Consider the following 23,600-nt stretch of genomic DNA (forward strand, 5'->3'; position numbering starts at 1 on the left):
AAAGCTCCCTTCCAATTGGAAAGGAGCTTTTTCATTACGCTTTTGATGTTTCGCTCTTTTTATTCGTTTGTTGTTTCTTAATTACCATGCGCTCATTTCCCATAAAGAAAATAAATACGAATGCTAAACCAGCTGGTACTAATGCCCACATAAATGTTTGAACAATTGAACTAGAAAGAGCTTCAATAATTTTATCTAATATTTGCGGTGGGATTTGAGATCTTGCCGATTCTGATAGAATAGCTCTTGAATCTCCTAAAGCATTTGTATTCATTCCTCCGCTCATCCCTTTAAATGCTTCTTCTAATTGATCTTGGAAACCTGTTCTTTGGATCATTCCGAAGATTGTAATACCAAGTGTCATTCCTAATGAACGAATGAAATTACTCGTTGAAGTTGCAGATCCGCGCTGTTCCATACCGAAGTTGTGAATAGCTGCCATACTTAGTACAGAGAATGAGAAACCTACTCCAAATCCAATGATAATCATATAAACCGTTAATAATATACGACTTGTTTCTGGCGTTAATGTGCTTAATAAGAATAGTCCAATCAGCATAATAACAGCAGAAATAATCATAATGTTTTTGTAGCTAAGCTTCGTCGTTAAAAATCCACCTAATTGCGCTGTTACAACTGAGCCTAACATCATCGGTAAAAGTAATAATCCTGAGTTTGTTGCAGTGCCGCCGTATACACCTTGAATGAATAACGGTATGTATACAGTTGCTGACATAAATGCAGCACCGTAACATAATGCAATTATAGTACTCATTCCAAATAAACGTTGTTTAAACATTTCAAATGAAATAATCGGTTCTTCTACTTTACGTTCAATAAAAATAAATGCAATAATTAAAATAGCGAATCCGCCAAATAAACTTAAAATAAAGCTAGAATCCCAATCATACTTTTGTCCACCAAGCTCTAAAGCAAACATTAAACAAACTACTGCACCAACTAAAGTAATTGCACCAAACCAATCAATTTTTTGCTCTCTATGAACTCGTGATTCTTTATAAAAGAATGTAATAAAAATAAGTGCTAAAACGCCAAGCGGTAAGTTAATGTAAAATACCCAGTGCCAGCTAATGTAATCTGTAATATATGCACCAAGTAACGGACCAAAAATACTTGATAAACCAAATACTGCTCCGAATAATCCACCCATTTTCCCGCGTTTTTCAGGAGGGAAAATATCAAAAACAATAGTAAACGCGATCGGCACTAATGCCCCGCCGCCAATACCTTGAATGGCACGATAAATACCTAACTGTGTAATATTTTCAGCAGTACCACAAAGTGCCGAACCAATCATAAAGACGATTAAACCAAAAATAAAGAATCTTTTTCTACCATACATATCTGATAGTTTTCCGAATATCGGCATACCTGCCATTTCTGCGACCATATAGGCAGAAACGACCCATACAAAGTTTTCAAGGCCTCCTAAGTCACCAACGATCGTTCCCATTGCCGTTACGACAATGGTATTATCCATTGATGCCATTAAAATACCTAGCAATAAGCCCGCCACAACAAAGCCGAGCTTATTATTCTTCTCAACCATAACCTTGCTCTCCCTCGTACTACTTATATTTGTTTATGCTCTTTTACGACTGCATTACCTTTTTGGTTAAAACTAGTATGATATTCTACAACACTAATTTCACACCCTGGACCAATGGTAACGTTATTACCTCTTACTACTTCAGCGATAGTATGCTCTAAATAAATTTCATCTCCTTCAATGACAGACGTTTGGAGGCTTCCTGCGTGACTTGTAAATGGAATAAATCTCGCTTTTTTACGAACAGTAATCTTTTTACCGCCGATTTCTCTCACTTTACTTCCTTCATAACGAAGTGAAATTTCAATATTTTCAGCATTAAGTAATCCATCACTTTCAAGACCACCAGTTAGTGATAGTTCTTCAACTTCGATATCTCCTTTCACATTTAAAGCGCCTTTCACATCTACGAAATCACCAGTAAACTTCCCTTTAACTTCTATCATACCTCTTACTTTCGTTTTTTCAATATGAGCATCACTATTCATTTGTGTATTTCCGTATATTTTTACATATTCCGCAGTTACATTTCCTTGTACTTCACTATCTCCATACACGACATAATTTTTCACTTTCATATTACCTTGTACATCACTCGTTCCGTACGTTTTAAATTCATTACAACTCATATCATTAGAAATCGTTCCTTCGCCGCGTATCTTCACTTTGTTATAATCCCCGCCTGCTGAACTACCAGAGCCATTGACAGTAAGACTATGTTGATGTTCCATATTACTTTTCCCCTCCCATTAAACCTGCTTAATTTCTTTTACATTTGCGCTTTTATCGACAGTCAGAACACCCGTATATTCAATGAGTTCAATCTCGCAGTTCGCTCCTACTGTCACATTGTTTCCTCTTACCGTTCTTATGTGAGCATAATCAATATCAATATTGTCACCTTCTAATAGTTCAGCCTCTAACTGCATACCAAATACTGATTTAAACAGTCTACTAAAAGTACTTAGTCTATGTTTTACTTTAATCGTTTGACCACCAATTTCTTTCGCTCGACATGTACCGTGAATATTAATATTTATTTCATCGGCGCTTAATAATCCACCAATTGTAAATTGGCCTTCTGAAGAAAAAGTATCCACTTCACAATTACCATCAATCGTCGCTTGACCATTGACTTTAAACTCTTCACCAGTTACATTTCCACCTATCGTACCTTTTCCTGCAATTTTCAAACTGTTCGCCTTCACATCTTGCGTAATTGTTGCTTTTCCATCAATGCGCATCGTTTCTGCATGAACTGTGCCATCGACTTTACCCGATCCACTAATTCTTGCATTGCTACTTTTCAAATTTCCAGTAACGGCACCGTAACCGTTACATTCAAACTGGTCACATTCAACATTTCCAGTTACAGTCCCTTTTCCATTTAATTGCACTTTATGAAACTCGCCGCCATTCGATGAACCGTAACCATTTATAATCAAATTATCTGTACGCATACTTTCTCCTCCACTACAACAGTTTCGTTTTTAATGCTTCGGTATATTTCATAATCGCTTCGCGTAAAACAATTTTGGTTCCTTTTTCAAAAATTAAATCATCCACGTTTGAAACTAAGAAACATGTAGAAATCCCTAACTTTCGAACGATGATTAAATCACAAGTTTTATGCTTAATCGCTTCATAATTTTCACGTAAAACTTGCAGGACCATTTTTCCTTCTTCTAAACTAATCTCTCCCGATTGTAGTAATTCTTCTAACATATACACATAAAGAATATCTACAAATTGAAACTCTGTTGTTTTATTCGTTTGTTCTATGAAGAATTGTAAAACTGGCTCTGATGCAATCCCTTTACGTAAGACGTCTTCCTTTGTTAAAAGAATTTCACTTACACTCGGTGAAAACATATTCGCTAGTTCATCAAGAGATAAATCTTCTTTCATCGTTTGGATTTTATCAATACGCTCTAATATCTTTTCTTTCGGAAAAAATGTCTCTTGACCCGTGAATGTTGACTTTCGTACAAACCAATCTTCCGGTATTAAATTTTTTCTTTTCCACCTATATAACTGTCCGTATGAAATACCAGTTAGCTCTAATAAATCTTTTTTTGAAATTAAATCTGTACTCAACTGTATAACACTCCTTCCTGATAACAATGTAACATAACACTGTTACGCTGTAAATAAACTTTTATCACAAGTAACGTAACAATGTGTAAAACAACCCTATTTCACACAAAAAAAAGAGTTCTCACGCATCCTATAAAATGCGTAAAAACCCTTATATATCAACATGTAAACCATATTTCATAAAAATCAATCCACCCTTGTGAATTAATCATTATATTTTGTACTTTTTCGTGAGAAGTTACTTGTTGTTTGTTGCGGTATAAAGGAATAATATGAATTTGACGTAACAAACTGTTCTCAATATCGCGTAACAATGTAACTCTTTTTTCTACTTGTTCTTGTTTAAAATACGGGGACAACGTTTTATGAAAGTCTATGTTGCTTTGCCCATGAATAAAGCTATTTTTTGTAAGAAACATATATAGCAGACTATCTTCAATTCGTTCGCTAATAGTTGCACTATCATGCATCATATCAGCCTTTTGTATCGTACTGATCTCCAATAGCTCTTCTATTTCAAGAAAATTAGTTTCTACACGAATCCCGTACTTCGCACACTCTTTTTGTATCCATATTGCATCTTCTACGTGATCTCGTCCTGTAAACGTGTAGAGTTGCAACACTTCATATTGATACATACTCCTTTTCATTAAACTAGCAATATCTTCCTCAATCTCTACTATGCTTTCATTTGCTAATATTAGTTTCTTCGCTATTTCTCCACGTTCACCACCGATCTCTTGAACAATTTTATCGCCATGAATAATTTTATATAGCGCCTTTCGAAACAACTCATCTTGCATTGGCCCTTCTTTTACAAGATTACACGTTACATATGTCACGTTCGATTCAAGCCGAGACAACTCTTTATTAGGCTTTTCTTTATCTTTATACTGCGCCTTTACTAATACATCATACGTATTTACATTTTGCTCTACATTCATTAGTTCAATTCGGTCAAGAAAAGGTCTTTCACGATAATATAAATCATTCACTTCTAATACAAATAACTGTGCATTTTTCTCACGTAATATAAAAGGACCTGTACCAATGAAGATTCCTGTTTCATCTTCATGTACGATAGAACATTGTTCTGCACTTAGCATGTGTAAAAACATCCTATTTTCCGTATGTAATTGAATTTCAACAACATATTCATCCACTGCACGAACATTTTCAACATGTTGTAACATCCATGCGTGTGGGTTGTTTTCAGCTTCCATAAATCGATTCAACGAATGTATAACATGATGTGCAGTAAGTCGTTTTCCATTATGAAGATATACGCTTTTTCTTAAATAAAATGTCCAAACCTTGTCAGCATTATTATATTCCCAGTGAAAAGCAAGCCTTGGTTCTATACAATTTGTTTCCTCATTTACATATACGAGTGTATCAAAAATATGTTTAACCATATGACATTCTGAGCGCATTGTAGCGTAAACCGGATCTAAAGCGATGTCCAGGTTCATCTGTACTTGCAAACGAAGTACGTCTTTTCTTCCTTCAGGTGTCCGTTCTATTTGATGACCAAATATTGAATCTATCCAAACTTTATACTCTTCCTTTACTGATGGAAATTGTGAGCTGTAGCGTTCTACAAATGAGATTCCACTTTTCACATCTCCTTTTTTCGTTAGTTCTTTTCCTTTTTCTAAAATTAGTGGAATTGGTTGCTTTTGAAAGATTAATTTTGAACGATTTCCTCTCCCGCGTCCTGGAAACCAAGTAATCCAACGTAGTTCTTCTAATTTTTTTATTATTAATTTACTATTACGCTCCGTACAAAATAATGTTTCGGATATATTTTGCACTGTTATTTCTAATTGTTCTCCTTCTTTTTCCCTTTTGCCATAGGCAATCCATAGTTCAATGTATTGATCTAAAATAAACATCATATTCCCCCTAAAAGGTGAAAAATACTCCTTATTCTTTCTACCCTTTTTCCAATTCTCCTTTCATCTTATCATTTCAATATAGAAAGGAGGAAATAATATTGAATCATCTCTTATTACGTTACAATAAACCAATCATCATTAGACTATGCGGTGAATTATTAACTCGAACAACAGAATCCATGTTAGCCATCATTATGATTATTTACGTTAATAAAATGTTAAACGGTAATATAATAATAACCATGCTCATTTTCGGATTACAACCGCTTTCAGATATTGTATTTACAATTATTGCTGGGGGAGTTACTGATAAATATGGACGAAAAAAAATTATGTTACTCGGCTTATTACTACAAGGCATTGCAATCGGCTGCTTCGTCTTTGCTCAATCCGTTTTTATATTTGCATTGTTATACGTCATAAATGGGGTTGGCCGTTCCTTATATATTCCCGCTCAACGGGCACAAATTGCTGATTTAACAAAACAAAAACAACAAGCAGAAATTTTTGCTCTTTTGCATACGATGGCTGCAATCGGTTCCGTGATTGGCCCTTTAATTGGTACTATTTTTTATCGGACTCACCCTGAATATGTATTTACGGTGCAAAGCATTGCACTTATAGTATATGCAGTCGTTATTTGGACGCAACTTCCAGAAACCGCTCCAGCAATGACAAAACCAACACAAAAACTTGAAGTATCATCTCCAAAACAATTTGTACACAAACATTACACCGTTTTAGCACTGATGATTACTACACTTCCTATTAGCTTTTTTTATGCACAAACTGAGACAAATTATCTTATTTTCGTGAAACATACACTTCCGGATTTCGAACGCATAATCGTGTTTATTACAACATGCAAAGCTATTATGGAAATCACTCTACAAGTTTTTCTCGTGAAATGGTCTGAACGATTTTCAATGGCGAAAATTATTCTTATTTCTTACACCTGCTATACAATAACTGCCATTGGCTACGGGCTTTCAGAAATAATCGCTTCATTATTTTTCACATTACTCTTTTTAGTTATTGGGGAAAGTATTGCTTTAAACCATTTATTTCGATTCGTTTCAGAAATCGCTCCTACAGATAAACGTGGATTGTATTTTTCAATTTATGGATTACATTGGGATATATCTCGAACGTGCGGTCCTGTTATTGGTGCGGTTTTACTAAGTAAACTAAACGGTAGTATGCTATTTTATATTTGTGCTTGTTTCTTAGTATTCGGAGGTATTATTCAAGCGCTGTTTATTCAAAATGTAGAGCGTAGTAAAATAAATAAAGATGTTTCAGAGCATACTCCTCATATTTTATAGGATGCTTTCTTTATAAAAAGAAGGATGTCACAAAATCTCAAGACTTTTGTGACATCCTTTTTATTACCCTGCCATTTTATTAATACTATCCTCTGGCGAAAATACCGAAATATGATTTACCTTACCAGTCGATTTTGGAATAATGAATTTTAACTCAAACTGATTGTTTACTTTATATACATATATTTTATCTTCCCCATTTACTTTAACTGAAGCTGGTTTTCCAAATGCTTTCTCTATTTCTTGTAATGTAATTGATTTTAGCTCAGCATGATAGGAGCGTACATCAAAAACTTGTGATCCTTTATTAAAACCGAAGGAAACATTTTTATTTGTAAAAGTTGCGTACATTCCGTTACCTGCTTGTTCCGTTTTATCTGCTTTCCCCCAAGCTTTTTCTATTTCTTCAATATCTCCTGTATGTGCTGCGAACGGAACGTTAGGTACTTTTCCTTCTTTCGCTAGTTCAAACAAATCTTTAACATAGTTAATTGATTTTTGATTTATTACTGTATCTTTCGTGCTTGAATCAGTCTTTGGTTTTGTTGATCCTTCATTATTTGATTTTGCATCAGGTTCTTTCTTTTCTTCAGCAGAGTTATTCTGATCGTCTTTACTATTTTCCGATGTCTGATTTGTTTCCTTTTTTTCGTCTGTCCCTTTACATGCTGCTAATGCAAATATGCATGTAAAAGCGAGAAATAACATAACTATCTTTACATACAATTTCATACATTTCAGCCCCTTATAATAATCTTATTCATTTCGATAACCAATCCATTACATTACTTTTCAAATTGTGTTTGTTCCAAAAAGTAAATGATTCACTCTCACCTAATGCTTGCACCACATATTCTACAAAAGCTGTTCCTAAAAAATAACCGAGTCGGTTATATCCGAAATAATTTCCTCCCGATAAACGGAACCATTCTTTCTCTTTTTCAAACGTCCATCCTTCTATATAATCTTCCAAAAAACGTTTCTTTATATGTTCTTCATTTTCTATACAATATTGTAACCAACGTTCACCCTCATTGTCATATGAGTAATACACTGATTCATTGACGCCCTTTATAATTTGCTTTGATAAATATGTTGCGACACCTTCACGATACAAAGTAACTGCTGCGTCAGTCCACTCAGCTTTTGCCCAATCTATGCCATCATTTTGTAACATAACATTATGATATATATGGCCTATTTCGTGAGCGACAATAACGCGAAGATGGTTCGAATCTGGAGATAATTTTTCTGCCGCAAAAAATATGTCACCAATAATTTTCCTTTCTACAAATGCATTAGAGCCAAATCCTCCAACAAACAGATGAAACTTCATATTTACATCAAAGTTATATTTATAATGATATGCATTCGTTATCTCTTGAATAATAGTCAGTAATGCTTCTGCAATGATACGAATATCTTCTATTTTTTCAGGATATTGTTTAATGGCATTCGAAAGACGTTCTCTCGTTTTAGGACAATGATATTTAAAGTATTCATCAAATATCTCTGGATGCGAAGTAAAGTATTGATTAAGAACTTCTAATTCTACATCGTCACTTTCCCATAATTTTAAAAAATTCGGGATTGTATTATTTATCATTTTTCCCATCTCCTTAATATATCCCTTCTCGCCATTTACACTAAAATCCTCCCTTTAAACATAGAAAAAGCAACAAAGAAGGATGAGCCTTCCTTGTTGCTTTTTTGTTTAATCGAACCATCTATCATCATCAGAAATCCATTTACCATTATGTAAATCATAACATTCATCATAATAATGAAAAAAGCTGCCCAAAAAGGGACAGCTTTACATATGTATTTTTAAACTTCGATTGACTTACCATCTTCAACAATATGATATAGTAAGTGAGCTAAATGATGAATTGGGCCATACTCTTCCTCTTCCTCATCTGTTTCACCGTGGAATTCAAGATCATTTAAGTATAGTGCTAAAAATTGATAGTATAGTTTTAAATCAAATCCGTAGCACGCAGTTGGCTCTTCATGATCCCCTTCGTATTGTAACATTAAGTATTGATCATTACCTTCTGCATCTTCTGCGTCAAAGAATACGAAGAATCCAACGTTTGTATCTAAATCAAATAGATGACGAGTACCTTTTTCTGTTGCTTTATTGAAGTCCTCTTCACTTAATTTATGTACTGTTGTCGCTTTAGCATTATCTTCTTGATGGAAATTTACTGTAAATGTTTTCAATGCTGACACCTCCTGATTGTATAATACTAGCATAACATATAAAAAGGACTGCTTACAAATGTAAACAGTCCTTACATTCATTTTCGCATTGCTCGTAATAAGAAGCTTACAATGAAAATTAAAACGATCGCACCGATTAAAGCTGGAATAATTGCATATCCTCCAATGACTGGACCAAAACTACCAAGTAATTTCGAACCAATCCAAGAACCGATAATACCAGCAATAATATTACCAATTACACCACCAGGTACATCCTTTCCAGTAATTAAGCTCGCAAGCCATCCTAATATACCACCGACGATTAAAGACCAAATCATATGATAACCTCCTTTATATTTCACAGATCAAAATATAATTAGAAACAATTGCTTATCCTTAGTTATGTTACATTTTTCAGTAGTTATTCATACAGATCAACTATTAATTTATTTTAAAATAATGAACGACCATTTTTTGACTTAGGATTGATGTTATTCGCATTACACATATTAAGGACAGTCAGGCTTTAATATGGTCCGCATAAACTCTTCTTTAAAAGCTGGATAGTTAAAACCAACCGCAATTTTTTGAATAGGCCTATTATCAAACGTTGTTGGCTCAGCTATTTTTCTAAAGTCCGCCACACTTTGTCCTCTTGTTACGTCATTTGTCGTACTAATCCAAACTGCAGACTTTTTATATTCAAAAATATCGTCATTTATAAAAGAAATGAACGGAAGTAAATCGTGAATTGGACTTCCAGCAATACCTGGGTATTCTTTTTTATAAAAGTTCTCATAATAAAAATCAATCATTGGTTTAATAAGCTTAGCCTGCCCTGTTCCTTCTTTATTAATAATATCCACCATTTCAGGAGTAATGAGGGCTCCTTGCGTTACATTTAACGGATAAATAGTCGCATTCTTTGCGTACTTCATCACAATATTTGCGGCGATTGGATCTCCATAAAAATTAGCTTCTGATACAGGAGTAACGTTACCTGGAAATAAAAAAGCACCGCCCATAATATAATACGAACATACCTTATCCATTACATTTGGATATAATAAAAATAACGTTGCCAATGTTGTTAATCGTCCTGTCGCTACGATAATAATATCTTCTGGACAAGGTTCAATTAATTTAATTAATTCACAAAAATTTTTCCGTTTACAAATCCTCATTTCAGGTGGAATAATAGGTCCTAAACCGTGATCCCCATGAATTTCAGGAAAGAACAAAGGCTCTTCAGCTGTCATCGGTCTTGCCGCACCTTCTATGATTTTTACTTCTGTAGCATAGTATCTTTCTAAAAAATACACATTTTCCGTTACAATTTCTCGCGATACATTCCCGTATTCAGCAACAATACCTATAATATCTAATTTACATGTTTTATTTGCATAGATTAATGCCACCGCATCGTCAATACCAAAGTCTCCAAAAAAGATGATTTTCTTATTAACTATCCTCACCCCTCTTCAGCATAATCTACTATTATTATTATGTGAAAAAGACAAGGCTGTGAAACGGTGCAAACTAAAAAAGCCGCCTATTTATTGGCGACTTCAATCTTTTTATAAGTTAAATATGCTAGTACATTTTTACTTGAATCGTATTTTGGATTATTTCCTTTTCTCGGTTCTCTCATATGTGTTTTTTCAAATCCAGGAATATCCGGCATTTTCTCCATAAATTCAAGCATTTCTTCTTCAGTTCCTTCAATACGTACGCGAATCATTATTACATTTCCTCAATTCTCATTTTCTCTGTACTAAGTATAACGTACTTTGAAAAGACTGCAAGAAATTTATCTTTTTAATGTCGCACTTTTTTTACATACAAACAGTGCCATTTCAGTATAAAACGATATAATTTTATTATTTTCATATTCAATGTTAAAGAATTCTTGCATTTCAACTGATGTTTTCATCATACATTCTGTGAGTTTCACGCGTTTCTGCAAAGGTACATTCATCATATCGCACCACCAGTCAAATTCAAATTTCTTGTCAAAAGTAAGACATGACTGCAATTGCAAACCGTTTTTTTCTAACAAGGTAATCCATTCTGTTTTTTTCAGCGCCCGTTCATGACTCGGATCCCTCTTTTTTTCTATAAAATTATAAAATGTATCAAATTCATTATTTTCCGGTGAAACATTATCTATTAAAATAAACAATCCGTTATCTTCTAACGTACGATTTACTTCATTTATAAACTGAGATGGATTCATAAAATGATGTGCTGCAATTCGGCACGTAATCGTATCAAAAGAACTATCTGTAAATGGTAAACTTTCAGCGTTTCCAGCGACAAAAGATACATTTTCATGTCCATTACTTATAATAAAATTTTTCGCACTCTCTAACATTTTTTCAGTTAAGTCTAAGGCAACTACTTCTTTAAAAAATGGAGCTAATACATTTGCAACATGTCCACCGCCAGTAGCGATATCAAGAAGACGATAATTATGACGAGACTCAACTTGTTGAACTACATATTGTAAATCCGGCCCTTTAGCATGAATTTTACTTTTCACATACTTTTCCGCATTATTACCAAACTGTTGTTTTACAAGCTCTTCTTTACTCATTTTATCATCTTCTTTCTATTATTATTTGTGCACGATTCAGATAACTAATAAGTTCTATTTCATATTTTCAATTCCTCTTTTAAACATATGTCATTTATTATTTTGAAAAAAATAATAAAAAACTGTAAGAATGTATCTCACAGTTTTTTAAGTATGCTAAAATCTGTTTTTTAAATCTTTCTATATAGTTTCTTTTTCCCTTTTTTCATTTCCTGAAGTTAGGCTACCAATAGCATCCGCCGTTACTTCCACCACAAATTCACAAATACCTGCTACTACTTCTCCAATTACTTCATCCATCTTTTTACCCCCTTATTTTATGTAACTTATTTGTAGTATAGATGGGAGTAATTGTATTTAACTATCGGAAAACGTGACAACAACATTACAGTTTTGTAAGCTTTTTCAATTTGTTTAGCTTCTATCCTTTGAAACTTCAAGTATGATTCACAAGCATATAGGCCATCATAAGATTAGGTAAGTTCCAATTCTGCTAGAGGAGGCGTGTAAAATATACTACGTAAAATTAATTAAAGGTCAATCATTCTATGCTTTTGATCATCGCTTCTTAATGTCTGAAGAAGAAGAGGTTTCTGAGAAAGTTTATAATTACTTACGTCGTAACGAATTTTTCGAAGTACGTAAAGAAGAATATTCTGCTTAATTACAAAAGGCATTAAGAATATCTCACTTAATTGTGATATATTCTTAATGCCCCCATATAATCCCCCTCATTTCAACAATTGTGCTCCATTCTCTTAAAACATTCTATTATATGTCCAATCTATTTTATCGTAAATTTCATATTTTAGTATATGAGGAGGTGACGAATATGACTCATATCATTGATTATCAAGCTACTCAACCCTTAAGTAAAACTGGTGAAATAACTTTTGTAATTCCAGCTTCTCCAGATAGAGCAATTCTTGCAAACATTAAATTAAAAATTTCAAAAAGAGACGCAGGTAATAATCGTGTTGAATTAATTGCTACAGTTGGAGTTGAAGGTATAACTGAGATTTCACAAGTTTTATTCCGAATTTTCCGTGATAATGTTGAAATTTTCAATACACAAGTAGGTATTGAATCAACAGATTCTGAACAATTCTACGCTCAAACATTTCAAGCTATAGATCAAGATTTAAACTGTGGAACTCATGTATATTCATTAACTGTAGAAAACCTAACTAGTGGTGCTAGTGCAAATATAGTTGGTCCACTCTCTTTTAGTGGTTTAGCTATTGGACAAGATCGTAAATGTTGCTAGCTAAATCTAAAATTTAAACTTGTACTTGAAAAAAAAGCGAGACGTAGTTTGTACGTTCTTGCTTTTTTTATTTTGTTCAAATTTATCCTTACTTTCAATAGATACTTCATCACATTTCTTTTACATTTTCATTGCTTATTTCATCAACTAACAAATCATCTTTTTGACAAATCAAAAAGATTGAAATCCACTCATGAAACACGTAATATAGACTCTGACTCTAAAAAAGTTCGTTAATAATAATACTTAAAATAAGGAGGTTTTATATACGAGTTTTTCATTTTAAAAGACGGAGAGGTTTTACATTATGTGGCGTAATAAAAATGTTTGGATTGTGTTAATTGGGGAGTTTATTGCTGGTCTAGGGTTATGGCTTGGTATTCTTGGCAACCTTGAATTTATGCAAAAATATGTCCCTTCTGATTTCATGAAATCAGTTATATTATTTATCGGATTATTAGCAGGTGTTCTAGTTGGCCCTATGGCAGGTCGTGTCATTGATCAGTATGAAAAGAAAAAAGTTCTTCTTTACGCTGGATTCGGTCGTGTTATTAGTGTTATTTTTATGTTTTTCGCAATCCAATTTGAAAGTATCGCCTTTATGATTGCATTTATGGTTGCTCTTCAAATTTCTGCAGCATTTTATTTCCCTGCATTACAATCTGTAATCCCACTCATCGTACGTGAGCATGAATTATTACAGATGAACGGTGTACATATGAATGTAGGTACAATCGCTCGTATTGCAGGTACTTCACTAGGTGGAATTCTTTTAGTTGTAATGAGTTTACAGTATATGTATGCCTTCTCAATGGCAGCATACGCTTTATTATTCCTCTCAACTTTCTTCCTACAATTCGAGGATAAGAAATCAACAACACCAAGTAAACAAGCTGCAAAAGATAATAGCTTTATGGAAGTATTTCGTATTCTAAAAGGAATTCCTATTGCTTTTACAGCACTTATATTAAGTATTATCCCTCTATTATTTATAGCCGGATTTAATTTAATGGTAATCAATATTAGTGAAATGCAACATGATCCAACGATTAAAGGCTTTATATATACAATTGAAGGTGTCGCATTTATGTTAGGGGCCTTCGTTATTAAACGTTTATCTGACCATTTCAAACCCGAAAAATTATTATATTTCTTCGCAGTTTGTACGGCTTTTGCGCACCTTTCCTTGTTCTTTAGCGATATAAAATGGATGTCACTTACATCATTTGGTTTGTTTGGTTTTAGTGTCGGTTGCTTCTTCCCTATTATGTCTACAATTTTCCAAACGAAAGTGGAAAAAAGTTATCACGGCCGTCTTTTCTCATTCCGTAATATGTTTGAAAGAGTTATGTTCCAAATTGTCTTACTTGGCACAGGCTTCTTCTTAGATACAATTGGATTGCAATATATGGTTCTAATCTTCGGAGTTATTTCATTACTAATTATTTTCATATCACTATCTAAACAGAAACAGTATGAAAAACAACCTTCGCAATCTGCGAATTTATAACATAACAAAGAAGCATAGATTAATAATGATCCATGCTTCTTTGTTATATATAATCTTATTTATTGCGTTTACTTAAATGATTTAAAGGAGTACCCCATTTTACTTTCGAATATAATATATAAATACGGTATATAGGAGGCGCAAAATGTCTAATGGCATCCAGTTATTGATTATCCTTTTGGTTATATTCGTTATGTTTAGTATCATAAACTTTTTAGCAATTTCCCTATCTCAACATAACTTTAAAAGGAGAATTGTGGCAGGCTTCATATTTTTACTGCTAACGCCTATTATTTTTTTGACAACTACGGCACTCACTTCTATATCCGATAACGCTGTTTTTGGAGCAATTAACCTATCCTCTTCTATTGTAAACTTGTATATTTTAAACGGTATTGTCATCCTTCTTTCTGCTTCATTTATCCTCAAAAAACAAAATATAAGATAGCACACTAGGCATGAATCTGGATTACATTAGATTCATGCCTTTTTATTTTAAAAACATCCCCTTTCCCCAATTTTTATGTGAAATTAAATAATTCTTTATAAAAATTTAAACTTTATTTATTACAATATCACTATCGGATTCGCACGTTTATTGAAAACGAAATGAAAGGAGCACAAAATGAAAAAGATTCTATTGATTATTCCTATATTCATCGTTCTACTTAGCGGATGTAGCAATAATGATATATACGGTTCTTGGGAAGTCATTGACAACAAAAATGGTCTTTGCCCTGCATCTTATAAATTTGAAACAGTTGTAAAAGAAGAAAAGAAAGAAAAAATTGTTCAATATTTAGTGGAGATGCAAACATCAAAGGAAAAAGAAGATTTATACAAAGGCTCATTTGTAAAGAATTCTAATGTATATCACATTGATTATGGTAACTCATTTACATCAGATCAAACTTTAAAAGTTGTCGATGGCAAATTAAATGTATACTTTTATGCAGTGGAAAAGTTATGTACATATAAGAAGAAATGATTACACTTCATTTAAAACGTAGAAAATATTTTCTGCGTTATTTTTATCCTCCCTCTAAATTTGTCAATCGTTTTAATTTTCATAAAAAAATGATAAAATGTAATCATGTGTTTTCAGAATAATTAAAAACGCAGATAGAAAACACTGTTTTTAGGAGGGGTTTTGATGACTTACACGTTAGCAACTAGAATGAAAGCATTCCAATCTTCTATATTTAGTGAATTAGGGGCTTATAAAAAAGAAAAAATTGCAGCAGGTCACAAAATGATTGATTTAAGTATCGGGAATCCTGATATGCCGCCTGCTGACTTCGTAAGAGAAGAAATGGTACATACAGCAAGTGAAAAAGAAAGCTATGGATACACATTAAGTGGTATTCAAGAATTTCACGAAGCTGTAACTGAATATTACAACAACACTCATAACGTTATTTTAAATGCCGATAAAGAAGTTTTATTATTAATGGGTTCACAAGACGGACTCGTTCATTTACCTATGGTTTATGCGAATCCGGGAGATATTATATTAGTTCCTGATCCAGGATATACAGCTTATGAAACAGGTATTCAAATGGCTGGTGCAACATCTTATTACATGCCATTAAAGAAAGAGAATGAATTCTTACCTAACTTAGAGCTAATTCCTGAAGAAATTGCCGATAAAGCGAAGATGATGATTTTAAACTTCCCAGGGAATCCAGTTCCGGCTATGGCTCATGAAGATTTCTTTAAAGAAGTAATCGCATTCGCAAAAAAGCATAACATTATTGTCGTCCATGATTTTGCTTATGCTGAGTTTTATTTTGATGGTAATAAACCAATTAGCTTCCTCTCTGTACCTGGGGCTAAAGAAGTTGGCGTAGAAATCAACTCTTTGTCAAAAAGCTATAGTTTAGCAGGTAGCCGTATTGGTTATATGATTGGTAATGAAGAAATTGTTCGTGCACTTACGCAGTTTAAATCAAATACAGATTACGGAGTGTTTTTACCAATTCAAAAAGCAGCATCAGCTGCACTAAGAAATGGCGCTTCGTTTTGCGAGAAAAATCGCGGTATTTATCAAGAACGTAGAGATACTTTAGTTGATGGATTCCGAACATTTGGCTGGAATGTTGATAAACCAGCTGGTAGTATGTTCGTCTGGGCCGAAATTCCGAAAGGCTGGACTTCTATAGATTTCGCTTATGCATTAATGGATCGTGCGAATGTCGTTGTTACAGCAGGTCATGCATTTGGGCCTCACGGAGAAGGCTTTGTACGTATTGCACTCGTTCAAGATAAAGATGTGTTACAACAAGTTGTTGAAAACATTAGAAATAGTGGTATTTTTTCTCTTGAAAAAGTAAATGAATTAGTTAAAAATTAATGGTAACTCCCCTGCTTAACTGTAGCAGGGGTATTATTCATTGGAGGTACTCCCATATGCACATTAAAGACACTCTTCCTCATCGTTATCCATTTTTAATGATTGATAAAGTAACAAATGTAAAACTTGGTGAATCTGTTACAGGATATAAACTCATTACAAATAATGAATGGTTTATAAATGATAGTCAAAAACATATGCCTCATATGCTAATTGTAGAAGCACTTGCTCAGGTTAGTGCATTTGTACATCCAAATGACTCTGAAGGTCTAGGGTTCCTCTCCTCATTAGATGGGGTTGAATTCCATGGAAACGCATATCCCGGTGGTAAACTTGATTTACATTATGAATTAACTCGCAATCGTCGAGGTTTTATTCTCGGTAAAGGTACTGCAACTGTTAATAATCAGCCGATTGTAACTGTGGAAAAGCTATTAATATATCAAGCAGATTAGAGACGATTTAATCCGCGGGGGATCTACCTCCTACAAATTCGTCTCACCAACATGAACAGAGTAAACAAATCACTTGGTTAGGAGCAAGAAAATGGAAAGTACTATCGGTATCGATGCTGGAGGAACATTAACGAAAATTGCTTATTTGAACGAACAAAAGCAATTAGCTTTTGAAAAATTTTATTCAAATGAACAAGATAAAATAATAGATTGGCTTAAGAAAAACACTCGTATAAAACAAATATGTATAACAGGTGGTAAAGCAAAACAATTACAGCAATTACTTTCACACTCATATAAAATAGTAGAACGAAACGAATTTGAAGCTACTCTTGTAGGTGTACGATACATATTAAAAGAAGAGAAATATGATATAAATAACTTTATATTAACAAATATCGGTACAGGTACTTCCATTCATTACGTTTATAATGACCAATATATTCGCGCTGGTGGTACCGGTGTTGGCGGTGGTACTATTATGGGGCTTTCAAAATTATTAACAAATATAAATCATTTTGAAGATGTGATCCCTTTAACAAATGTAGGTTCTAGAAAAGCACTAGATATTACTGTTGGAGATATTTATGATGGCATTCTCTCACCTATTGATAATAGCTTAACTGCAAGTAATTTTGGTAAAGCCGCTATTACAGAATCAAATTATAATAGCTCAGATATACTTGCTACTGTACAAGGACTCGTCGGTGAAGTTGTTACTGCATTAAGCCTTCAATTCGCTGAAACAAAAAACATTGACCATATTATTTATATTGGTTCGACTCTATGTAATAACGTACACCTTCAAAATATTATTAGTAGCTACACAAAATATCAAAATAAAACACCTATCTTTTTACAAGATGGTGGTAATAGCGGTGCGATTGGTGCTCTACTTCATGTTACGAATAAAAAAAGCTGACATTTGTCAGCTTTTTTGCAACGGTACTTCAAATTCAATAATTGATTCTCCGTTCTCTCCAATTCGCTCTACACTAATTCTATCAACTACACATTGTAACTTTTCAGGGAAACTTGGAATATCTTTAGCTACTTCAGCAGCTAACTCAGCACTTTCTTTTCTCCCGACTGTTACATGCGGTATGTACGGTATATCTTCTTTCAAAAATTGTAATAAAGCTTCTGTATACAGCAAATCATGTAATTCTTCTATTTGTACTTTCCCTCCCTCAACTTCTAAAAACAAATAGTTTCCTACACTAGTGATACGATTTGCAAACTCAATTTCAATTTTACCTACCCCTTTTGATAAATTCAAAATATGAGATTTTAATTCATCATCTGAAATATCACTCTTAAATGGAAATACAATTGTTATATGAGGTGGAATTAACCCAAATAAAGGATCATATTTTTGTCTAATGTTCTCTATTTTATCGATGGACATGTTATTTAGAAAAACTAAAATTGTACGCATTTTTATCCCCTCAACTTCCCCTCATTATCATAATCTATGACAGTCTACCCTTCAACAACATGTTTTGCTTACATGTAAGAATAAAAAACTTCTCAAATAAGAAGTTTTTATATAGTGTGATTATTATTTTCTTGCCAAACTTTCCTAAACTTTATATAACAAGCAATTCTCCAAGGAATAATATACGATACTGCAACAACATAAAATAATAAACCAATCGTTTGTTGATCTAAATCAACAATAAATTGTCTTGAACCATATCTCAAAATGACAAGTCCAATAAAAGTAATTAAAAAAGCAGCACTTTTTTTCGTATAAATATTCCCATCATCTCTCCGTTCATAATTTGTTAAAACTATAAGTGGTACGGCGAAAAGAACTCCAATGAATGCTGCTATAATAACTTGTAAAATAGCTGGATGCATAGGACCAAAAAACCATAAAGCACCTGGTGTTAAAAATAATAATGGCCACAAAATACGTTTTCCCGTCCCCTTAATTGGCTTATGCATAGAACGATAACGACGCCAAAATATTAGTAGTGCAATACATAAAAATACGGTAATGAGTGAAGATGTATCTCTCATTCGCTATCCTTCTCTCTTTAGTAATCTAATACTATTTCAAATCGTTTTTTCGAATGATACTTTTCGAATAAATATACCACTAGTTACGATATAAAGAACAGTTAATCCAATTGAAATAACAGTAAAATATGGAATATCTACTAAAGATCCATCACTGGTAAATAATAAACCAGTTATCCCTGCTTCCCCATAAAGCACACTATTTGTTGATAAGAAAAGGGATCCACCAATCATCAGACCAATCCACTGAAATCTTTGTTTAAAAACTACTACCACTTGGAAGAAACATGCTGTTGTAACATAAAATAAAAATTGCAAAATAAATTGTTGTACCGATTGCTCCCCAAAACTAACATTTACTAAATTATATTTTATGTCTTGTAAAAGCATGACTTGAAGAAATGAAAATAATACAGATTGCAATACGATATAACAAATTGCCCCGATAAAATATTGTATTCTCGTTACACCAAATGAAACAGCTAAACGAAAAAGCTCATCTTGAATGTTGAAAACACTCCCTACTATAAATAACATAATTGCTATTGAAGGGTTATTTATAATTTCAGGTAAATAACCAATGTTTACTCCATTTAAATGAGCAGCATTTAAAGCCCCTTTTATTAACAAAGCTACAATCCAAAATATTACAATTGCTTTATAATGAAAATTTATATGTAACTTCAACTGCTTCATTAACATCGTCATTTCACTTCACCACCAGTTATATGTATAAATAGTTTTTGTAATGTAATTCTATCGATTACTAAACCTTCTTTTTCAAGAGAGTAATAATCTTCATTAGAAAGTTCTTCCCATATAACATTAATGCCTTTATTCCCATAGACTTCTCGATTTATTACTTTCTTATTTACCAAAAATTTATCAACTGTATCTTTTTTTCCTGAAATAATATGAGCTTGTTGCAATAAATCTTCCACTGATGATTGAACAACTAGTTTTCCTTCTTTTATGATGATTACATCTTCAATCACATGGGCTACTTCTTCTACTAAATGTGTTGATAATATAATTGTTCGTGGATACTCACCGTAATCTTCTAATAGCAAACTATAAAACAACTCTCGATGTGCTGCGTCCAAACCTGTAGTCGGTTCATCAAAAATTGTTATAGGTGCCCTACTTGCTAATCCTTGAATAATTCCGACAACTGTTTGCATGCCGTGTGATAGTTTATGATATTTCACTGTCATATTAAGCTGAAATTTATCAGCGAGTTCTTCAGCATAATTTCCATCCCAGTTTTTATAAAACATGCTGCACATCTTAAATATTTCTTTTACTTTATAACTGAAATGCGCTTCTTCTTTCACTCTAACAAAACAAATGTTTTGCATCGCTTTACTATTTTCAAAAACATGTTCACCAAATATTGATACACTTCCACTACTTGAAGTAATTTGGCCTGCAAGTAAATTTAATAGTGTCGTTTTTCCTGCTCCGTTTCTACCGAGTAAACCATATATTTTATGCTCTTCTAATGCAATCGTTATTTCATTTACTGCTACCTTCTTTTTATATTTTTTCGTGACACCTTTTGTTTCAAGAGCAATCACCCCTATTTCCCTCCTTCGTAATTTTTTGAATCATATCCATCAATTCGTCTTTGGATATTTCTAATACTTTTGCTTCTTCCCATACTTTAGGTAAATATTCGGTCATAAAAGTATTTTGTCTTTTTTTAAGTACGACTTCTTTCGCTCCCTTTGCAACAAACATCCCGATCCCTCTCTTTTTATATAGAATCCCTTCGTCCACTAATACATTTACCCCTTTAGCTGCAGTAGCTGGATTTATTTGTAACATCTTCGCAAATTGATTTGTTGATGGAACTTGTTCTTCTTCAAGTAATATGTCTTTTAAAATATCAGATTCAATCGTTTCTGCAATTTGTAAGTATATTAATTTATTTTGTTCCAGAGTAGGTTGCACAACTTCACCACCTTAGGTTCATAGGTTCATTACTTATGTAATTAACCATATCACATTAAAATATTTATTTCCATAAATTTCTTTTACAAAAAAGAGAGTCATCCGTTTACGGATGACTCTCTTTCTAAAATTTTGAAGTTTCAACTCTTGTTCTCAATTTCTTTTCATTTTATTCCAACTGCTGCACTGGCTATTTAGCAAATAAAGATTTCCGAAAATCTTTATCATTTATAAGCATTGTAATTTTTTCGTTATTGTCGCTAAGGAACTTTACTACTTTCTTTTTATTCCATATATCATCTTCTTTTGGAAAATCATCAATTTTTTCATACAAGATTGATAGTATTTCTTCTCTTTTTATCTTGAAATTTTTATTTTCTACTTGAAACTCGTAACTTTTCGCATTTGGTACTAAAATAGCTAGATAAATAACGTTAAAGAGAAAATTCTTCTCCATCGTGTCCTTACCATCAAACCAATACGTCTCAACCATGTCTTCTGTCAGAGTTCCATTTCCTTTTGCACCATAGTTTACCTTTATATTTTCATTCTCCAAACTAATACTTTGAAATGTATCACCACCAGGTAAATGATTAACAATTGCAACCACAACTGAGTTATTACCAACGTATGTCCCAGCATATTTTTTAAAATCACTAGGTTCAACATCAGATATTTCTTTTATTCTTTCTCCGTTAGAACAAGCAGCAATAAATAAAAAAATTGTTAGCATAACAATCACATCACGATGCATATATTTCATTTAGCTTCCCCCATTTTTATCAATATTTAGTTAATTATAATACATCTTCTCAAAACCCTTTAAAATATACGCATTTTAATCAAAATTAAAAATTTTCAATTTTCCTGTTTACAATTATCCATTAATTGTATATACTTACTAACGTAAGAAAAATATTCTAAAAGGAGGTCGAAGGAAATGATGAAATTACAATTACATGCTTTAACTTTAGCGTTAACTGCACCTTTGTTTTTCGGACAATTAAATATGAATTCGACCACCCTAATGGAGAATTGAAAATCGTACATTGTTTCGATTAATTCATAAATTCGCCACAGGAGGTCGTATACTTTCCTGTGGCTTTTTCGCGCCCTGCCATAGGAGAACTATATCTTCCTGTGGCTTTTTTGTGCGATTTTTTAGCCTCTTATATCATTTTGTTAAGAAAGGAGCAACATTCGATGACTATTAGCGTATTGTTTTTAAGTATTACGATTCAAAGAAATATAATTTCCAAAGATGAAACGTTTCATAATGTACAAATTGAAAAAGCTATGAATGATGTTAAGGAGCGCCAAGCGCTTTATTGTGATCACCTGTAATTCCTTTTCGAAAGGAGGAATTCATTTATGACTTTTCATATTTTCTTTTTTACGACTGTACTTCAGAAAAACACTTTATCTGAAGACGAAATCGTTCGTAAACAACAATTAAAACAACTGACTGATAAAATGACTGACATTAAAAGTTCATACTATACACAAATGTATTAAAAATATATTTTTAAGGAGAAATACCTTCATGAAATTTAAAGCATTCTTTTTAACTATCACTATTCAAAAACGTAAGCTTTCACAGAAAGAAATTTCACGTGAGCAACACATTCAATCGATTATGAACGAAGTAAAAGAGCGTCAAGCATCTTATTACAACCGTTTTTTCTAAATAACTTGTAAAGGAGCAATATCTTAATGAAATTTAAAGCATTCTTTTTAACTATCACTATTCAAAAACGTAAGCTTTCACAGAAAGAAATTTCACGTGAACAACACATTCAATCAATTATGAACGAAGTAAAAGAGCGCCAAGCTTTTTATTACAGCCGTCTTTTCTAAATAATTTATAAAGGGGAAAAAAACTAATGAAATTTAAAGTATTCTTTTTAACAATTACGATTCAAAAAACTAAGTTCTCGGACAGTGAGAAATTGCATGATCAACAAATTAATAAAGCTATGGAAGATGTTAAAGAACGTCAAAGTCACTACTGTAGCCATCTGTAATTCCTTTCGAAAGGAGGAATGCATTATGAAGTTTCACCTTTTCTTTTTAACAATCACAATCCAGAAAGAAACCCTTTCTGAAACTGAATTAAAGCAAGAACAACAATATAAACAGATTATGGACGAAATTCGAGATCGTAGAAGCAAATACTACTCTCACCTATAAATCTTTAAAATATAAAAATTGAAAGGAGTCGATTATGATGTTGATAGCACGTTCTAAAGAAATGATTTGGATAGTTCAGAGGGATTCCACATAGTTTTATAGACATATTATCACACAAGTATATCGTTACATTTGATGTGTAATAAATATATAATA

The 23,600-nt window shown here is 32.8% G+C and carries 33 protein-coding genes; 15 read left to right on the plus strand and 18 right to left on the minus strand.

Annotated elements, in window-relative coordinates; genetic code table 11:
• Positions 1 to 34 precede the first annotated feature (34 nt).
• From MR115_RS02775 to MR115_RS02795, 5 genes are all read right to left on the minus strand, one after another.
• Entirely contained in the window at positions 35 to 1,570 is a 1,536-nt protein-coding gene (locus MR115_RS02775; protein ID WP_242239772.1) for an MDR family MFS transporter, read from the minus strand.
• Positions 1,571 to 1,593: 23 nt separating this feature from the next.
• On the minus strand, positions 1,594 to 2,301 hold the full coding sequence (locus MR115_RS02780) for a cytoplasmic protein (RefSeq protein ID WP_063259962.1): 708 nt from the start codon (positions 2,299 to 2,301) through the stop codon (positions 1,594 to 1,596).
• Positions 2,302 to 2,319: 18 nt separating this feature from the next.
• Entirely contained in the window at positions 2,320 to 3,030 is a 711-nt protein-coding gene (locus MR115_RS02785) for a bactofilin family protein (RefSeq protein ID WP_242239774.1), read from the minus strand.
• Positions 3,031 to 3,043: 13 nt separating this feature from the next.
• Positions 3,044 to 3,667 carry a YhbD family protein gene (locus tag MR115_RS02790; RefSeq protein WP_000102259.1) on the minus strand — a complete coding sequence of 208 codons (624 nt, stop codon included), beginning with the start codon at positions 3,665 to 3,667 and terminating at the stop codon, positions 3,044 to 3,046.
• Positions 3,668 to 3,825: 158 nt separating this feature from the next.
• Positions 3,826 to 5,562, minus strand: a complete 1,737-nt coding sequence (locus MR115_RS02795) for an ABC transporter substrate-binding protein (RefSeq protein WP_132132534.1) — start codon at positions 5,560 to 5,562, stop codon at positions 3,826 to 3,828.
• Positions 5,563 to 5,663: 101 nt separating this feature from the next.
• On the opposite strand from MR115_RS02795, the gene MR115_RS02800 reads away from it, so the two are divergent.
• Positions 5,664 to 6,890 (plus strand): MDR family MFS transporter, encoded by a 1,227-nt coding sequence (locus tag MR115_RS02800; RefSeq protein WP_242239775.1) that lies wholly within the window; start codon positions 5,664 to 5,666, stop codon positions 6,888 to 6,890.
• A 63-nt stretch (positions 6,891 to 6,953) separates the two neighbouring features.
• Here MR115_RS02800 and MR115_RS02805 read toward each other — a convergent pair whose 3' ends face one another.
• The 7 genes from MR115_RS02805 to MR115_RS02835 all read right to left on the minus strand — a co-directional run bounded on the left by MR115_RS02805 (position 6,954) and on the right by MR115_RS02835 (position 11,691).
• A complete protein-coding gene (locus MR115_RS02805) occupies positions 6,954 to 7,622 on the minus strand; it encodes a YjgB family protein (protein ID WP_132132536.1) in 669 nt (222 codons plus the stop codon).
• A gap of 28 nt (positions 7,623 to 7,650) precedes the next feature.
• Positions 7,651 to 8,496 carry a gluzincin family metallopeptidase gene (locus MR115_RS02810; RefSeq protein WP_061679673.1) on the minus strand — a complete coding sequence of 282 codons (846 nt, stop codon included), beginning with the start codon at positions 8,494 to 8,496 and terminating at the stop codon, positions 7,651 to 7,653.
• A 221-nt stretch (positions 8,497 to 8,717) separates the two neighbouring features.
• The gene (locus MR115_RS02815) at positions 8,718 to 9,113 is read right to left on the minus strand and encodes a hypothetical protein (RefSeq protein WP_000847586.1); all 396 of its coding nucleotides are present in this window, start codon (positions 9,111 to 9,113) and stop codon (positions 8,718 to 8,720) included.
• A 77-nt stretch (positions 9,114 to 9,190) separates the two neighbouring features.
• Positions 9,191 to 9,433, minus strand: coding sequence for a GlsB/YeaQ/YmgE family stress response membrane protein (locus MR115_RS02820; RefSeq protein ID WP_000638305.1), 243 nt, complete (start codon positions 9,431 to 9,433; stop codon positions 9,191 to 9,193).
• 171 nt (positions 9,434 to 9,604) lie between these two features.
• On the minus strand, positions 9,605 to 10,570 hold the full coding sequence (locus tag MR115_RS02825; RefSeq protein ID WP_242239776.1) for a nucleoside hydrolase: 966 nt from the start codon (positions 10,568 to 10,570) through the stop codon (positions 9,605 to 9,607).
• A gap of 77 nt (positions 10,571 to 10,647) precedes the next feature.
• Positions 10,648 to 10,836, minus strand: a complete 189-nt coding sequence (locus MR115_RS02830) for a DUF3970 family protein (RefSeq protein ID WP_242239777.1) — start codon at positions 10,834 to 10,836, stop codon at positions 10,648 to 10,650.
• A 69-nt stretch (positions 10,837 to 10,905) separates the two neighbouring features.
• Positions 10,906 to 11,691 (minus strand): class I SAM-dependent methyltransferase, encoded by a 786-nt coding sequence (locus MR115_RS02835; RefSeq protein ID WP_061679670.1) that lies wholly within the window; start codon positions 11,689 to 11,691, stop codon positions 10,906 to 10,908.
• 511 nt (positions 11,692 to 12,202) lie between these two features.
• Here MR115_RS02835 and MR115_RS02840 point away from each other — a divergent pair.
• From MR115_RS02840 to coaW, 8 genes are all read left to right on the plus strand, one after another.
• On the plus strand, positions 12,203 to 12,355 hold the full coding sequence (locus MR115_RS02840; protein WP_071680000.1) for a YqbF domain-containing protein: 153 nt from the start codon (positions 12,203 to 12,205) through the stop codon (positions 12,353 to 12,355).
• Between the two features lie 168 nt (positions 12,356 to 12,523).
• Positions 12,524 to 12,958: an exosporium protein ExsC gene (gene exsC, locus MR115_RS02845; RefSeq protein WP_061679668.1), complete on the plus strand. Its 435-nt coding sequence runs from the start codon at positions 12,524 to 12,526 to the stop codon at positions 12,956 to 12,958.
• 307 nt (positions 12,959 to 13,265) lie between these two features.
• A complete protein-coding gene (locus tag MR115_RS02850; protein WP_061679667.1) occupies positions 13,266 to 14,468 on the plus strand; it encodes an MFS transporter in 1,203 nt (400 codons plus the stop codon).
• 145 nt (positions 14,469 to 14,613) lie between these two features.
• Complete coding sequence (locus MR115_RS02855; RefSeq protein WP_242239778.1) at positions 14,614 to 14,916, plus strand: hypothetical protein; 303 nt, start codon at positions 14,614 to 14,616, stop codon at positions 14,914 to 14,916.
• Positions 14,917 to 15,093: 177 nt separating this feature from the next.
• Positions 15,094 to 15,456 (plus strand): hypothetical protein, encoded by a 363-nt coding sequence (locus MR115_RS02860; protein ID WP_132132540.1) that lies wholly within the window; start codon positions 15,094 to 15,096, stop codon positions 15,454 to 15,456.
• Between the two features lie 165 nt (positions 15,457 to 15,621).
• The gene (locus MR115_RS02865; RefSeq protein ID WP_242239779.1) at positions 15,622 to 16,821 is read left to right on the plus strand and encodes an LL-diaminopimelate aminotransferase; all 1,200 of its coding nucleotides are present in this window, start codon (positions 15,622 to 15,624) and stop codon (positions 16,819 to 16,821) included.
• A 56-nt stretch (positions 16,822 to 16,877) separates the two neighbouring features.
• Positions 16,878 to 17,276 (plus strand): 3-hydroxyacyl-ACP dehydratase FabZ family protein, encoded by a 399-nt coding sequence (locus MR115_RS02870; protein ID WP_242239782.1) that lies wholly within the window; start codon positions 16,878 to 16,880, stop codon positions 17,274 to 17,276.
• Positions 17,277 to 17,367: 91 nt separating this feature from the next.
• A complete protein-coding gene (coaW, locus tag MR115_RS02875) occupies positions 17,368 to 18,198 on the plus strand; it encodes a type II pantothenate kinase (protein WP_242239783.1) in 831 nt (276 codons plus the stop codon).
• 6 nt (positions 18,199 to 18,204) lie between these two features.
• On the opposite strand, the gene MR115_RS02880 is transcribed toward coaW, so the two are convergent.
• From MR115_RS02880 to MR115_RS02905, 6 genes are all read right to left on the minus strand, one after another.
• Entirely contained in the window at positions 18,205 to 18,714 is a 510-nt protein-coding gene (locus MR115_RS02880; RefSeq protein WP_088029947.1) for a 2'-5' RNA ligase family protein, read from the minus strand.
• Between the two features lie 107 nt (positions 18,715 to 18,821).
• Positions 18,822 to 19,301 carry a CcdC family protein gene (locus tag MR115_RS02885; protein ID WP_061679660.1) on the minus strand — a complete coding sequence of 160 codons (480 nt, stop codon included), beginning with the start codon at positions 19,299 to 19,301 and terminating at the stop codon, positions 18,822 to 18,824.
• A gap of 36 nt (positions 19,302 to 19,337) precedes the next feature.
• The gene (locus tag MR115_RS02890; RefSeq protein WP_061679659.1) at positions 19,338 to 20,009 is read right to left on the minus strand and encodes a DUF4052 family protein; all 672 of its coding nucleotides are present in this window, start codon (positions 20,007 to 20,009) and stop codon (positions 19,338 to 19,340) included.
• Positions 20,006 to 20,878, minus strand: a complete 873-nt coding sequence (locus MR115_RS02895) for an ABC transporter ATP-binding protein (RefSeq protein ID WP_242239784.1) — start codon at positions 20,876 to 20,878, stop codon at positions 20,006 to 20,008. The genes MR115_RS02890 and MR115_RS02895 overlap by 4 nt, the downstream gene beginning before the upstream one ends.
• Entirely contained in the window at positions 20,865 to 21,254 is a 390-nt protein-coding gene (locus MR115_RS02900) for a GntR family transcriptional regulator (RefSeq protein ID WP_132132550.1), read from the minus strand. The genes MR115_RS02895 and MR115_RS02900 overlap by 14 nt, the downstream gene beginning before the upstream one ends.
• Positions 21,255 to 21,444: 190 nt before the next feature.
• Positions 21,445 to 22,017 carry a DUF4825 domain-containing protein gene (locus MR115_RS02905; RefSeq protein ID WP_132132552.1) on the minus strand — a complete coding sequence of 191 codons (573 nt, stop codon included), beginning with the start codon at positions 22,015 to 22,017 and terminating at the stop codon, positions 21,445 to 21,447.
• Positions 22,018 to 22,457: 440 nt separating this feature from the next.
• Between MR115_RS02905 and MR115_RS02910 the strand changes: the two genes are divergently transcribed.
• Genes MR115_RS02910 through MR115_RS02935 form a run of 6 tightly spaced genes read left to right on the plus strand, consistent with a single transcriptional unit; the run spans position 22,458 to position 23,444 of the window.
• Complete coding sequence (locus tag MR115_RS02910; protein WP_132132554.1) at positions 22,458 to 22,598, plus strand: YrzI family small protein; 141 nt, start codon at positions 22,458 to 22,460, stop codon at positions 22,596 to 22,598.
• 27 nt (positions 22,599 to 22,625) lie between these two features.
• Positions 22,626 to 22,769 (plus strand): YrzI family small protein, encoded by a 144-nt coding sequence (locus tag MR115_RS02915; protein ID WP_097820347.1) that lies wholly within the window; start codon positions 22,626 to 22,628, stop codon positions 22,767 to 22,769.
• 28 nt (positions 22,770 to 22,797) lie between these two features.
• A complete protein-coding gene (locus MR115_RS02920; RefSeq protein WP_097863440.1) occupies positions 22,798 to 22,941 on the plus strand; it encodes a YrzI family small protein in 144 nt (47 codons plus the stop codon).
• A gap of 26 nt (positions 22,942 to 22,967) precedes the next feature.
• Complete coding sequence (locus tag MR115_RS02925) at positions 22,968 to 23,111, plus strand: YrzI family small protein (RefSeq protein WP_132132556.1); 144 nt, start codon at positions 22,968 to 22,970, stop codon at positions 23,109 to 23,111.
• Between the two features lie 26 nt (positions 23,112 to 23,137).
• Positions 23,138 to 23,278, plus strand: coding sequence for a YrzI family small protein (locus MR115_RS02930; RefSeq protein WP_097863438.1), 141 nt, complete (start codon positions 23,138 to 23,140; stop codon positions 23,276 to 23,278).
• A gap of 25 nt (positions 23,279 to 23,303) precedes the next feature.
• Positions 23,304 to 23,444, plus strand: a complete 141-nt coding sequence (locus tag MR115_RS02935; RefSeq protein ID WP_087953365.1) for a YrzI family small protein — start codon at positions 23,304 to 23,306, stop codon at positions 23,442 to 23,444.
• Positions 23,445 to 23,600 lie beyond the last annotated feature (156 nt).

The sequence above is a fragment of the Bacillus cereus group sp. BfR-BA-01309 genome (assembly GCF_022664315.1).
Taxonomy (GTDB): Bacteria; Bacillota; Bacilli; order Bacillales; family Bacillaceae_G; genus Bacillus_A; species Bacillus_A mobilis.